Raw genomic sequence first — 12,980 nt, forward strand, 5'->3', positions numbered from 1 at the left:
CTCCCCCCGGTGATCCGCGCTCCCGCGGTCCGGCAGCCCCTGTGACAGGGCCGCCGGACCGCACCACCCCCGTCAGCCCTTCGGCCACCCCGACCCGCCGGTCACCATCCAGGCCACCCCGACCCGCCCGTCACCATCCAGGCCCCTCCGGCCAGTCGATCACCGTCCCGGCCGCCGCTCCGCCGGTCACCATCCCCACCACCCCGATCCGTCGATCACCGTCCCGGCCACCCCAATCCGCCGGTCACCGTCCCGGCCGCCCCTTCTCCCACCACCGCCACAGACCCGCCACCGCCCGAACCACCGCGCGGGCGGCCCCAGCCGAGGTCGTCCTCGTCGTTCACGCGCTCACCTCTCGACAGGCCCGGTAGAAGTCCGTCCAGCCGTCCCGTTCGCGCACCACGGCCTCCAGGTACTCCTGCCAGATGACTCGGTCGGCGGCAGGGTCGCGGACCACGGCGCCGAGGATGCCCGCGGCGACGTCGCCGGGGCGCAGCACACCGTCGCCGAAGTGGGCCGCGAGCGCGAGGCCGTTGGTGACGACGGAGATCGCCTCGGCCGTCGACAGGGTGCCGCTGGGGGACTTCAGCTTCGTGCGTCCGTCGGAGGTGACGCCGTCGCGCAGTTCCCGGAAGACGGTGACGACACGGTGGATCTCGGCGATGCCGTCGGGCGTGGCCGGCAGGTCGAGGGAGCGGCCGATCTGGTCGACGCGGCGGGAGACGATGTCCACCTCGGCCTCGACGCTCGCCGGCAGCGGCAGCACGACGGTGTTGAAGCGGCGGCGCAGGGCGCTGGAGAGGTCGTTGACCCCTCGGTCGCGGTCGTTGGCCGTGGCGATGAGGTTGAAGCCGCGGACGGCCTGCACCTCCTGTCCCAGCTCGGGTATCGGCAGCGTCTTCTCCGACAGGATCGTGATGAGCGTGTCCTGCACATCGGCCGGAATACGGGTCAGCTCCTCGACCCGGGCCGTCATCCCCTCCGCCATGGCCCGCATGACGGGGCTCGGCACGAGGGCGTCACGGCTCGGACCGTGCGCGAGGAGCTGCGCGTAGTTCCAGCCGTACCGGATCGCCTCCTCCGGGGTGCCGGCCGTGCCCTGCACCAGCAGCGTCGAGTCGCCGCTGACCGCCGCGGCCAGGTGCTCGGAGACCCAGGTCTTCGCGGTACCGGGCACGCCGAGCAGAAGCAGGGCGCGGTCGGTGGCGAGGGTGGTGACGGCGACCTCGACGAGGCGGCGCGGACCCACGTACTTCGGTGTGATCACCGTGCCGTCAGCCAGCGTGCCGCCGAGCAGATACGTGGCCACGGCCCAGGGCGACAGCTTCCAGCGTGCCGGGCGCGGACGGTCGTCCTGCGCGGCCAGCGCTGCGAGTTCATGGGCGAAGGCGTCCTCGGCATGCGGTCGCAACGCCTCGGTCGGTTCCGTCTCGGCGGATGTCGGTGCTACGGACACAGGCATGGCAAAGTCCCCCTCCAGCTCGGCCGGTTCAGCCGTTTCGGATCTGGCACCTACGTTGCACCACGCCACTGACAACGCGTTCCGACCTGCGCGAACGTCGTCGTGAGCGCGTTGCCGGGTCCGCCGTCCCGACCGATTGTCAGTGGTGGGATCTACCTTCGATGACATGACTCAGCAGGGGGTGCGCTGGACTGCGGACCAGGTGCTGGCACTGGCGCCTGACGCCGCGTCACGCAAAGCGGGAAGCAAACTCGGAGCGGCGGGGCCGTGGTCCGAGGCGGGGAGTGCCGAGGAGGGGACGGTGTGGGGGCTGTGCAAGGGCAGTGGCAGCAAGCCGTATCAGACGGTCGTCGACATCGCGGACGCGTCCGGGCCCGCGTACAAGTGCAGTTGCCCGAGCCGGAAGTTCCCGTGCAAGCACGCGCTCGGGCTGCTGCTGCTCTGGGCTGGCGAGGACGGCGCGGTGGTTCCGGGGGCACCACCGGACTGGGCGCAGGAGTGGATAGCGGGGAGAAGGCGACGTGCCGGCGAGCAGCGGACGGCGGGCGCGGCCGGTTCGTCGTCGGGGTCCGCTGATCCGGAGGCGGCGCGGCGCAGGGCGGAGCGCCGGGCCGTGCGGGTCACCGCGGGGGCGACCGAGCTGGAGCAGCGCCTGACGGACCTGCTGCGGGGCGGCCTGGCCGGCGCCGAACAGGCGGGGTACGGGCTGTGGGAGGAGACGGCCGCCCGCATGGTCGACGCCCAGGCCCCGGGACTGGCGGCGCGTGTCAGGGAGTTGGGGGCGATCCCGGCGTCCGGGCCGGGCTGGCCGGTGCGTCTGCTGGAGGAGTGCGCCCTGCTGCACCTCCTCGACCAGGGCTGGCTGCGCCGCGAGGGGCTGCCCGGCGGCCTGGCGGACACGGTGCGTTCCCGCGTCGGCCTGCCCGCGTCGGCGGACGGCCCGCCCGTGCGGGACCGCTGGCTGGTCCTCGCCCAGTACGACACGGCCGACGTGAAACTCACGACGCGCCGGATCTGGCTGCACGGCGCCGACTCGGGCCGTACCGCACTGCTCCTCTCTTATGGCGCGGCCGGCCGTGCCCCCGAGCTGACGCTGCCGGTGGGTCTGGCCCTGGAGGCGGAGCTGTCCGCGTACCCGGGAGCGGGCCGGCTGCGGGCAACCCTGGGCGAGCAGTTCGCGCCTCCCGCGCCGGCGGCGATCCGGCCGCCCGGCATGACGACGGCCGAGGCGACGGCCCGTTACGGCGAAGCGCTGCGCGACGATCCGTGGCTGGACTCCGTCCCGGTGACCCTGGACCGGGTCGTACCGGCGCCGGACGGCGGCTCGTGGCAGCTGGCGGACGCCGACGGCGACACGGCGCTGCCGCTCACCCCGGCCGCCCGCTCCCGTCCGGGCCTGTGGCGCCTGGTCGCGCTGTCGGGCGGAGCGCCGGTGAAGGTGTTCGGCGAGTGCGGCCATCGCGGCTTCACCCCGCTCACGGCCTGGCCGGACGGGGCGGGCGAGGCCGTGCGGCTCTGCTGAGCGCCAGACACCGCGGCTGCCCCGCCCCCTCTTCATTCCACGGCATCCAGCACCCGAAGGCAGAGAGGAACGAACCTCATGAACAGTCCCTCCGTTCCCGTGGATTCGCCCGCGCCGAGCGCCTGGGAGGAACTCGTCACAGCGGCGCTGCTCGGGACGGAACGGCGTACGCCCCCGGGCTGCCGGCCGGGCCGGGAGGCGCCGGTCGCCCTGCTGGACGCGGCGGCCGTGGAGACCGTACGGCGGCGGGCCGGGCTGCGACCGGCGCGGGCGGCCGAACGTCCGCAGCCCGCCCCCGAGGACCCGCGGCCCGCGCTTCCCCCTGCCGCGGCCCGCAGGCTGGCGATGCTGCTGGCCGACCGGCCCGGCGCGGGCGGCGGTGGGCGCAGAGGCACGGCACCGGATCTGGTGGAGCTGCTCCCGGAGTGGCTCGCGCGGGCGAACGACCGGGGTCTCGCGCCACGTCCCGAGGTGCTGCCGGCGCTGCTGGACGCGGCGCGGGGGCGCACGGACCTGCGTCCGGCGGCCCTGACGTTCGCGGGCACTCGCGCGGTGTGGCTCGCCCGGCTCAACCCGGACTGGCGGTTCGCCCTGCGGGCGACCCCGGGCGGGGGCGCCGCGCTGCCGCATCTCGACGACCCGGCCGAGGTCCGGCAGCTCTGGCAGGAGGGCCTGTTCGCGGAGCGGGTCGCCCTGCTCTCCGCGATACGCGCCCGTACGCCCGCGGCCGCACGTGAGCTGCTCGTCACGACATGGGCGACGGAGCGGGCCGAGGACCGGCTGATGTTCCTCGACTCGTTGCGGATGGGGCTCGGCCCGCTGGACGAGCCGTTCCTGGAGCAGGCGCTGGCCGACCGGAGCCGCAATGTGCGCGCGACGGCGGCGGAGTTGCTGTCGGCGCTGCCGGATTCGGCGCTCGCGGCCCGGATGGCGGTACGCGCCGGGGCCTGCGTGGCGCTGGATCGCACGGGTGACGCGCCGACGATCATCGTCGAGGCGCCGCACGAGTGCGACGCGGGCATGGAGCGCGACGGCGTCGTGGCCAAGGCTCCGTCGGGTCGGGGTGAACGGTCGTGGTGGTTCGGCCAGTTGGTGGAGGCGACACCGCTCGGCACCTGGGCGAGGCGGCTCGGCGGACGTACGCCCGAGGAGATCGTGGCGCTCCCGGTGACCGACGACTGGCAGGCCGAGCTGCACGCGGCGTGGTGCCGGGCGGCCGTTCGGCAGCGGGACGCCGACTGGGCCAGGGCCCTGCTCGGGTCGCCCTCCGCTCCGGAGGCGGGCGGCCCGGGGGCCGTGTCACTGGCCGAGCGGGCGAAGCTGCTGGGCACGCTGGGCCCGGCCGAACGGGCCGAGTGGGTCGCCGGGTTCATCGCGACGCACGGTCTGTCGGAGGCGTTTCAGCTGCTCGGGGTGTGCTCGGTGCCGTGGGCCGCACCGCTCGGGCGGGCGGTCGTGGACGCGCTCAACATCGCGCGGGACGCGGGGAGTTATCCATGGAGTTTCAGCGGGGTGATGGGCCTGGCCGAGCGCTGCCTCGACCCGGCCGAGGCGAGCCGCCTGGACGGCCTGCTGGCGGTACCGGACGAACCGGAGGACGCGTCGCCCGGGGCCGGGGGGTACTGGGCGGAGGCGTTCCAGCGGCTGGTGACGACTCTGCGGTTGCGGGCCGCCATGATCGAGGAGCTGGGCGGCCTCAGCCCGTCGTAGGGCCCCCGCTCGGGCCGGGACGGGAGTGGGGGAGTCCGGGGACGATGCCGTTCGGGCCGGACAGGGGTCCGGGGGCGACGCCCCCGGTCACCGGCCGCCCCCGCTCGCCCGGCCCGGACGTCGGCTCAGCCGCCCGACGAGGCCGGCTGGCGCACGTTCGTCCGCACCCAGTCCACGATCGCCTGCGTGGTCGCGCCCGGCGTGAAGATCTCCGCGACACCCTTCTCCTTCAGCGGGGCGATGTCCGCCTCGGGAATGATCCCGCCGCCGAAGATCAGGATGTCCTCCGCCTCGCGCTCCTTGAGGAGCTCGATCACGGCGGCGAAGAGGGTGTTGTGGGCCCCGGAGAGGATGGACAGACCGATCGCGTCGGCGTCCTCCTGGATCGCCGTGTCGACGATCTGCTCGGGAGTCTGGTGAAGCCCGGTGTAGATGACCTCCATACCGGCGTCGCGCAGTGCCCGCGCGATCACCTTGGCCCCACGATCGTGGCCGTCGAGTCCCGGCTTGGCCACCACCACGCGGATCGGACCGGCTGCCACACCCATCACTGCCTCCATGAAGCGACTACATCCATCCGTACCGACAAGCACTACTCATGTATGAGTTATGCCGCACTCACCGCACATGTCATACATGGTGCGCCTATCGCACATTTCCGCCGCTCATCGCGCCGGACGGGCCCTCTCGGTACGGATGCCCCGGGCCACGCCGCCCGGAGAAGTGAACGAACGTTATCGCCAGCATCCCGCAACCGGCAGTTTCGCGGTGCAGACCGAGGGGGAAATCACACGGTGGGACACGTTCGCCGCGCACCGTTCCACATCTCTGCGGCACACGGGCCGCAGGAGTCTGCGGTGCGCGCGTCGCGGCGGGACCGAGCGCAACGGGAGCCGCAACGAGGTCGCCGCACCACCGCGCCGCAGGCCGCGCGCCGTGGCGGTGCGGCGGGCCGACGGTGGTACGAAGGGCACGTAGGGCAGGTAAGGCACGACAGCGGGGAAGCCTCGTCGCCACACCGGCAGGGAGCCCCGTCAGGTCACCGGCGCACCACGGCCACCTGGGCCGGCTCGCGCACCGCACGCCTCGCTCGCCCCACGGGCCCTTGCCATACCCCCACAGGCCACCTCGGCCGCGACTTCCACGAGGGCACACGGGGGCCGGAGCCGTCCTCCTGCGTGCCACAAGGAGGTCGGCCATGAAGGTCACCGGGACAGCACTCCCCTTTCTCCCGCTCTACCGGCGTCTGCTCCCGAGCAGGCTCGCCGGCCTCTCCCTGGCCCTGCTGAAGGCGACCGCCCTGGAGATCGCGATCCTCGCGGGGCATCTGCTCCTCTATCCCTCCGGCATCACACAGGAGCGCCGCACCACCCCCGCACTCCCCTCCGACACTGCGAAGCTGCCGACGGAGACCAGTCCGCCCGTCGTCCTGCTGCACGGCTTCATCGACAACCGCTCGGTCTTCGTCCTGCTGCGCCGCAATCTCGCCCAGCACGGCCGGCACCAGGTCGAGTCGCTCAACTACTCCCCGCTGACCTGCGACATCCGCACCGCCGCCGAACTGCTCGGGCGGCACATAGAGGGGATCTGCGAGCGCACCGGCAGCAGCCGGGTCGACGTCGTCGGGCACAGCCTCGGGGGGCTGATAGCGCGTTACTACGTGCAGCGCCTCGGCGGCGACCACAGGGTCCGCATCCTCGTCACCCTCGGCACACCGCACTCCGGCACGCGTGTCGTCCCGCTGGCGAACGCGCACCCGATCGTGCGCCAGATGCGCCCCGGCTCCCCCGTCCTGGAGGAGCTGGCCAGCCCCGCACCCGGCTGCCGTACGCATTTCGTGAGCTTCTGGAGCGACCTCGACCACCTGATGGACCCGCTGGAGACGGCCTGCATCGACCACCCGGACCTGCTGGCGCAGAACGTCCGCGTCAGCGGCGTCGGCCACCTCGCCCTGCCGGTGCACCCCGCCGTCGCGACCGGGATACGTCAGGCGCTCGACGCCACCCGGACCGGAGCCGAGGCGGCCCCCCGGACCGACGGCATGACGGTCGCGTAGCCACCCGCCGCCCCTGTCCGGCTCCCGCCGGCACCCCTCGAAACCGCCTCCGCACCGCTTCAGGACAGCGGTCAAACGTCGAACAATCTTCGAACACAAGGCCAACATCGCGCCCGCAGTCCGCCAAAACACGGCCGAATGCCCGTTTCCTGCGCACGCGAAACCTGCCGAAGATTGTCGTGCCCGCGTACCGCCGGGTACAGTCGCCGCACTGCTCTGGCAGCCCCTGTAGTCGAGGCGAGAGAGAAGTTGGTGAACGATCGTCACCCGTCGGGGACCATGACGTCTCCGACTCCGGCTCCCGATGCCGCCTCGGCGCACTACGCGTCGTACGGCACGCAGGAAGCCCACTACGGTGACTCCACCACCTACGGCACCTACGACGCCACAGGTTTCGCCACCGCCGGCCAGGCCGCCCCGACCTTCGACGCGGACCCCTTGTTCGGCAGCCTCCCGGGCGACGGCACGGGCACGTACGACGCCACCCAGTGGGCCACGGGCAGCCACCACACCGCGCACTACGACGCCTACGCGGGCCAGCACCAGGCCGCCTATGACACCGGCGCGTACGAGACCGCGGCCTGGGGCACCGACCACGAGCGGCTCGCCTTCGTCCCGCAGCAGGCCAACGGCCATGACGTGTCCGGCCAGTGGGACGCCAACGCCTGGCTGCAGCCCGACCAGTCCACCGCACAGCCCGAGCAGACCCAGCACTGGGAATGGGGCACGGCGGCCTTCGACACCGGGGCGTACGACGCCACCCAGTGGAACTCCGACGGCACCGCGGCGCAGGCACCCAACGACTTCGAGCAGTCAGCAGAATCCTTCGACCAGCAGGCGACCGCGCACTTCGACCAGATCGAGCACGGCACCGCCGCGGGCTACGACGAGCACACGCAGTACGAAGAGCACACGGGCTACGAAGAGCACTCCGGGTACGACGAGCACACCTCGTACGACCACGCTCCGTACGACGACCCGGCCCAGCACGACGCCGAGTTGACCGCCACCGGCGAACTCCCCGCCGCGGCCCCCCTCCTCGACGACCAGGAGGAGACCACTCCGGCCCCCTCCTCCCGCGCCGGCTCCCGCAGCGGGGCGCGCTCCCGCCGCCGTACGCCTCCGAAGCGCTCCGCGCTGCTGACGATCGCCGTGCCCTCGGCCTGCGTGATGGGCGTCGCGGGGATCGCCGCCGCTTCCGTCGGCACCCTCACCGAGGACAAGGACACCTCCACACTCGCCTCGGAAGGCGAGGCTGTGAAGCCGTCCACCGCGAACAACAAGCTGGACACCCAGCTCGAAAGCCTCTCCGCCGGCGCGGACGACTTCGCCGACCGGGCCAGCCGTACGCAGGAGCGCATCGACCTCAAGGCGCAGCAGGCCGCCGAGAAGCGCAAGGCCGCCGAGGAGGCGGCCCGCAAGGAGCGGCTGCGCCCCAAGTTCGCGGTTCCGGTCGCGCAGCACGGCCTGAGCGCCTACTTCGGCCAGTCCGGCATCAACTGGATGTCCATCCACAGCGGCATCGACTTCCCCGTCTCGTACGGCACGACGGTGATGGCCGCGACCGACGGCACCGTCCGTACGCAGTGGAACAGCGCCTACGGCAACATGATGATCGTGACCGCGAAGGACGGCACGGAGACGTGGTACTGCCACCTCTCCAGCTACCGCGTCGCCTCCGGTACGACGGTGAAGGCCGGCGACCCGATCGCGTACTCCGGCAACTCCGGCAACTCGACCGGCCCGCACCTGCACTTCGAGGTGCGACCGGGCGGCGGCTCGGCGATAGACCCACTGTCCTGGCTGCGCAGCCACGGCCTCGACCCCTCGTAGGCGAGCCCGCTTTCCCGAGCACGCCCCCGCCCTGCACCGGCAGCGGGGGCGCACTTGTCGGCGCTAGAGCTTCTCCACCGGCGCGTACCGCAGCAGCAGCCGCTTCGGCTTGGTGTCACCGAAGTCGATCGTCGCCTCGGCGTTCGAGCCGGTGCCCTTCACACCCGTGACCGTGCCGAGCCCGAACTGGTCGTGGGTGACACGGTCGCCGACGGCGAGCTGGACGACCGGCTTCTCGGAGGTGCGGCGCGTGGCGAAACCGGACGCGCCCGACGCCGAGGAGCGCGAGCGGGACGACGACAGCGAGGCGGCGACCCCGGACACGGGCCCGGAGGACACCGGCGAGGTCGCGCCCGTGCGCTGCCAGTCGACGTGCGCCGCCGGGATCTCCTCCAGGAAGCGGGACGGCGGGTTGTACGAGGGCTGCCCCCACGCGCTGCGCATCGACGAGCGCGTCAGATACAGCCGTTCACGCGCGCGGGTGATGCCGACGTACGCGAGCCGCCGCTCCTCCTCCAGCTCCTTGTTCTGGCCGAGGGCACGCATGTGCGGGAAGACGCCGTCCTCCATGCCGGTGAGGAAGACGATCGGGAACTCCAGGCCCTTGGCGGTGTGGAGGGTCATCAGGGTGATGACGCCGGAGCCGTCCTCCTCCTCGTCCGGGATCTGGTCGGAGTCGGCGACCAGCGCGACCCGCTCCAGGAAGTCCGAGAGCCCGCCGGGCGCCTCGTCCTCGCCCGACTCCTGCTCGAACTCCAGGGCGACGGCGGCGAGTTCCTGAAGGTTCTCGATACGGGTCTCGTCCTGCGGATCCGTGGAGGCCTGCAACTCGGCGAGGTAGCCGGTCCGTTCGAGCACCGCCTCCAGGACGGTCGCCGGTCCGGCGCCGGACTCGACGATCGTACGGAGCTCCTCCATCAGCGTGTTGAACCGCTTGACGGCGTTGGTGGACCGCGCGGCCATGCCGTACGCCTCGTCGACCCGCTTCAGGGCCTGCGGGAAGCTGATCTTCTCGCGCTGCGACAGCGCGTCGATCATCGCCTCGGCGCGCTCGCCGATGCCGCGCTTGGGGACGTTCAGGATCCGCCGCAGCGGCACGGAGTCCTCGGGGTTCGCCAGCACCCGCAGGTAGGCCAGGACGTCCCGGACCTCCTTGCGCTCGTAGAAGCGGACCCCGCCGACGACCTTGTAGGGCAGCCCGACGCGGATGAAGACTTCCTCGAAGACACGGGACTGGGCGTTCGTCCGGTAGAAGACGGCGACGTCGCCGGCCTTCGCGTCGCCCGCGTCCGTCAGACGGTCTATCTCCTCGGCGACGAACTGCGCCTCGTCGTGCTCGGTGTCCGCGACGTAGCCGGTGATCCGCGCGCCCGCGCCCGCGTTGGTCCACAGGTTCTTGGGGCGGCGGGACTCGTTGCGCTCGATGACGGCGTTGGCGGCGGTCAGGATCGTCTGCGTGGAGCGGTAGTTCTGCTCCAGCAGGATCGTCGTCGCGTCCGGGTAGTCCTCCTCGAACTGGAGGATGTTGCGGATCGTGGCGCCCCGGAAGGCGTAGATCGACTGGTCGGCGTCACCCACCACGCACAGCTCGGCGGGCGGGACGTCGTGCGCGCTCGGCGGCACGTCGACGGGGTGCTCACTGGTCCCCACGAGCTCGCGCACCAGCGCGTACTGCGCGTGGTTGGTGTCCTGGTACTCGTCCACCAGCACATGCCGGAAGCGCCGGCGGTAGTGGTCGGCGACGTCCGGGAAAGCGCGCAGCAGATTGACCGTCGTCATGATCAGGTCGTCGAAGTCGAGGGCGTTGGCCTCCCGCAACCGCGACTGGTACATGGCGTACGCCTGCGCGAGGGTCTTCTCGAAGCCGTCCGTCGCCTGGGCGGCGAAGTCCTCCTCGTCGATCAGCTCGTTCTTCAGATTGCTGATCTTGGCGCTGAAGGACTTGGGCGGATACCGCTTCGGATCGAGATCCAGATCACGGCACACGAGCGCCATGAGCCGCTTGCTGTCGGCGGCGTCGTAGATCGAGAAGGAAGAGGTGAAGCCGAGCTTCTTGCTCTCCCGCCGCAGGATGCGCACGCACGCGCTGTGGAAGGTCATCACCCACATCGCGTGGGCGCGCGGGCCGACGAGCTGCTCCACGCGCTCCTTCATCTCGCCCGCGGCCTTGTTGGTGAAGGTGATCGCGAGGATCTGCCCCGGATGTACGTTCCGCTCGGCGAGCAGGTGGGCGATGCGGTGAGTGAGCACCCGCGTCTTGCCGGATCCGGCTCCGGCCACGATGAGCAGCGGCGTGCCGGAGTGGACGACGGCCGCACGCTGGTTGTCGTTGAGCCCCTCCAGCAGCGCTGCGGCGTCGAGGACCGGCCGCGGGGCGCCGTCGCGGTAGTGGTCGTCCCGGTCCGGTGGCACGTCGAACTTCCCACCGAACAGATCGTCCGGAACCGGTTCCGGAGCGTGATCGTCCTCGGGCGGCGGCGGGTGCTCTTCCCCGTGGGCCCGAGGGGCCTGGAGGTCCGCCAGGAAGCTGTCGTCAAAGAGGCTGCTCATCGCTCTCCGAGTCTAGGCCGCCCCACTGACAGCCCGCCCCCACCCTCCGAACATCGCCCGCCCCCACCCCGGACGATCTTCCGAACACCCCCAGTGATCCCCCCACCACAACCCGCAACGCACCAGGCCAGGGACCTCCCGCACCCCCAAACCGCCCAGAACACCCACCTCGCCCACCCCACACCAAGCCCCCGCACACTCACTCGAACCAACCACCGCGCACGACGTTTAGGAGCAAGGTCACGAAAATGTATCGGGCATATCGAACATCAACCTTCACAGGGGCCACACGAGTTGGCTACGGTGCCGGACAGGCCGTACGACCCCCACCGGCGAACGTCGCCGGGCCGCACGGCCTCCGCCGAGTCCGGCGCACCCGAACGGTGACCGGAGCCGGGGACCCACCGAACTTGGGGTGAATCGGCCCGACTTCCCGTCAGGGGAACGGCCGTAGGGCAACCCTTCCGAACCACCCGCCCGAACCCGACAGCTAACTCGGTAGGCGGAGCGTGGAAGGAGTCGCCTCCCTTGGCGTCGCACCGCAAGTCGCGTCCCGCCGGTACGCGCGTAGCAGGCATACGCACCCCTGCCCTCGCCACGGCCGCCCTCACGTCCGTGGCCCTGCTGTCCCAGACGGCCAACGCCAGCCCGTCGACGGACGACAAGCCCAGCCTCGAAGAAGTCGAGAAGAAGGTCGACGACCTCTACCGCCAGGCGGAGTCGGCGACCGAGAAGTACAACGCGGCCAAGGACAAGACCGCGAAGCAGCGCAAGCGCGTCGACACCCTCCTCGACGACGTCGCCCAGCGCACCCAGAAGCTGAACGAAGCCCGCGAGGAACTCGGCCGCAACGCGGCCGCCCAGTACCGCACCGGCGCCACCGCCCCCGACACGGCGACCTTCCTGCTGGCGGACAACCCGCAGGACTACTTCGACCAGACGCAGCTGATGGACCGGATGACCGGCCGTCAGAAGGAATCGGTCGACGACTACTTCACCCAGCAGTCCGAGACGATGGAGAAGCGCCGGGAGGCCACCCAGAGCCTCGAGACGCTCACCGACTCGCAGAACGACCTCAAGTCGGCCAAGGCCACCGTCCAGCAGAAGCTCTCCGACGCGCGCGAGCTCCTCTCGAAGCTGACGGCCGAGGAGAAGGCCCGCCTCGCCGCGATCGAGAAGCGCAAGCAGGAGGAGGCCGCCCGCAAGGCGGCCGAACTGGCCCGCCAGCAGGCAGAGGCAGAACGCCAGCGCCAGGAAGAGGCCGCCCAGCAGCAGCAGGAGAGCACCACACCCCCCGCCGACTCGGGCACCTCGGACTCGTCGTCCGCCGACTCCTCGTACGCCACCAAGGCCGAGAAGGCCCTGGCCTTCGCCCGCTCCCAGATCGGCAAGCCGTACGTCTGGGGCGCCACCGGCCCCGACTCCTACGACTGCTCCGGCCTCACCCAGGCCGCCTGGAAGGCCGCCGGCGTCGACATCCCCCGCGTCACCTACGACCAGGTCAACGCCGGCACCACCGTCTCCCTCGCCAACGCCCAGCCCGGCGACCTGGTCTTCTTCTACGACGACATCACCCACGTGGGCATCTACATCGGCAACGGCATGATGATCCACGCCCCCAAGCCCGGCGCGTACGTCCGCGAGGAGTCGATCTACTACGACGGCGAGTCGGCGATCCACAGCGTGGTCCGCCCGGCCTGACGAGGAACGGCCCCCGGCACAGAGGCAAACCGCGAACGGCGGCAAGGGGACGTGCCGGGGGGTGCCCGCCCGCAGCGGCGGGCGTCAACGCAGAGCACCCTCCTGAAAGACAGCAACCGCCCGACCGAGGACGGACACCCCCCGGC

At 71.6% G+C, this 12,980-nt stretch carries 8 protein-coding genes and 1 riboswitch; of the genes, 5 read left to right on the top strand and 3 right to left on the bottom strand.

Going from position 1 to position 12,980, the window contains the following annotated elements; genetic code table 11:
* Positions 1 to 340 precede the first annotated feature (340 nt).
* Positions 341 to 1,462 carry an AAA family ATPase gene (locus ACGFW6_RS30980; protein ID WP_393517082.1) on the bottom strand — a complete coding sequence of 374 codons (1,122 nt, stop codon included), beginning with the start codon at positions 1,460 to 1,462 and terminating at the stop codon, positions 341 to 343.
* Positions 1,463 to 1,628: 166 nt separating this feature from the next.
* Here ACGFW6_RS30980 and ACGFW6_RS30985 point away from each other — a divergent pair, with 166 nt between their 5' ends.
* Together ACGFW6_RS30985 and ACGFW6_RS30990 are read left to right on the top strand one after the other, a co-directional pair.
* Positions 1,629 to 2,984: an SWIM zinc finger family protein gene (locus ACGFW6_RS30985; RefSeq protein WP_393517085.1), complete on the top strand. Its 1,356-nt coding sequence runs from the start codon at positions 1,629 to 1,631 to the stop codon at positions 2,982 to 2,984.
* 78 nt (positions 2,985 to 3,062) lie between these two features.
* Entirely contained in the window at positions 3,063 to 4,694 is a 1,632-nt protein-coding gene (locus tag ACGFW6_RS30990; RefSeq protein ID WP_393517088.1) for a DUF5691 domain-containing protein, read from the top strand.
* A 125-nt stretch (positions 4,695 to 4,819) separates the two neighbouring features.
* On the opposite strand, the gene ACGFW6_RS30995 is transcribed toward ACGFW6_RS30990, so the two are convergent.
* Positions 4,820 to 5,242 carry a cobalamin B12-binding domain-containing protein gene (locus ACGFW6_RS30995; protein WP_393517090.1) on the bottom strand — a complete coding sequence of 141 codons (423 nt, stop codon included), beginning with the start codon at positions 5,240 to 5,242 and terminating at the stop codon, positions 4,820 to 4,822.
* Positions 5,243 to 5,892: 650 nt separating this feature from the next.
* Here ACGFW6_RS30995 and ACGFW6_RS31000 point away from each other — a divergent pair.
* Complete coding sequence (locus ACGFW6_RS31000) at positions 5,893 to 6,750, top strand: lipase family alpha/beta hydrolase (RefSeq protein ID WP_393517093.1); 858 nt, start codon at positions 5,893 to 5,895, stop codon at positions 6,748 to 6,750.
* A gap of 279 nt (positions 6,751 to 7,029) precedes the next feature.
* The gene (locus tag ACGFW6_RS31005) at positions 7,030 to 8,583 is read left to right on the top strand and encodes a M23 family metallopeptidase (protein ID WP_393517096.1); all 1,554 of its coding nucleotides are present in this window, start codon (positions 7,030 to 7,032) and stop codon (positions 8,581 to 8,583) included.
* Positions 8,584 to 8,646: 63 nt separating this feature from the next.
* Here the strand turns inward: ACGFW6_RS31005 and pcrA are convergent, their stop codons facing one another.
* Positions 8,647 to 11,133 carry a DNA helicase PcrA gene (pcrA, locus tag ACGFW6_RS31010; RefSeq protein WP_393517099.1) on the bottom strand — a complete coding sequence of 829 codons (2,487 nt, stop codon included), beginning with the start codon at positions 11,131 to 11,133 and terminating at the stop codon, positions 8,647 to 8,649.
* Between the two features lie 349 nt (positions 11,134 to 11,482).
* Positions 11,483 to 11,654: riboswitch (cyclic di-AMP (ydaO/yuaA leader) on the top strand.
* A 7-nt stretch (positions 11,655 to 11,661) separates the two neighbouring features.
* On the opposite strand from pcrA, the gene ACGFW6_RS31015 reads away from it, so the two are divergent.
* Positions 11,662 to 12,834 (top strand): NlpC/P60 family protein, encoded by a 1,173-nt coding sequence (locus tag ACGFW6_RS31015; protein WP_393517102.1) that lies wholly within the window; start codon positions 11,662 to 11,664, stop codon positions 12,832 to 12,834.
* Positions 12,835 to 12,980: the final 146 nt, after the last annotated feature.

The sequence above is a fragment of the Streptomyces sp. Y7 genome (assembly GCF_043195415.1).
Lineage (GTDB): Bacteria > Actinomycetota > Actinomycetes > Streptomycetales > Streptomycetaceae > Streptomyces.

Bases quoted from the DNA above. Each gene is read 5' to 3' on its own strand.
- ACGFW6_RS30980 (WP_393517082.1), bottom strand. From the start codon at position 1,462: ATGCCTGTGTCCGTAGCACCGACATCCGCCGAGACGGAACCGACCGAG.
- ACGFW6_RS30985 (WP_393517085.1), top strand. From the start codon at position 1,629: ATGACTCAGCAGGGGGTGCGCTGGACTGCGGACCAGGTGCTGGCACTG.
- ACGFW6_RS30990 (WP_393517088.1), top strand. From the start codon at position 3,063: ATGAACAGTCCCTCCGTTCCCGTGGATTCGCCCGCGCCGAGCGCCTGG.
- ACGFW6_RS30995 (WP_393517090.1), bottom strand. From the start codon at position 5,242: ATGGGTGTGGCAGCCGGTCCGATCCGCGTGGTGGTGGCCAAGCCGGGA.
- ACGFW6_RS31000 (WP_393517093.1), top strand. From the start codon at position 5,893: ATGAAGGTCACCGGGACAGCACTCCCCTTTCTCCCGCTCTACCGGCGT.
- ACGFW6_RS31005 (WP_393517096.1), top strand. From the start codon at position 7,030: ATGACGTCTCCGACTCCGGCTCCCGATGCCGCCTCGGCGCACTACGCG.
- pcrA (WP_393517099.1), bottom strand. From the start codon at position 11,133: ATGAGCAGCCTCTTTGACGACAGCTTCCTGGCGGACCTCCAGGCCCCT.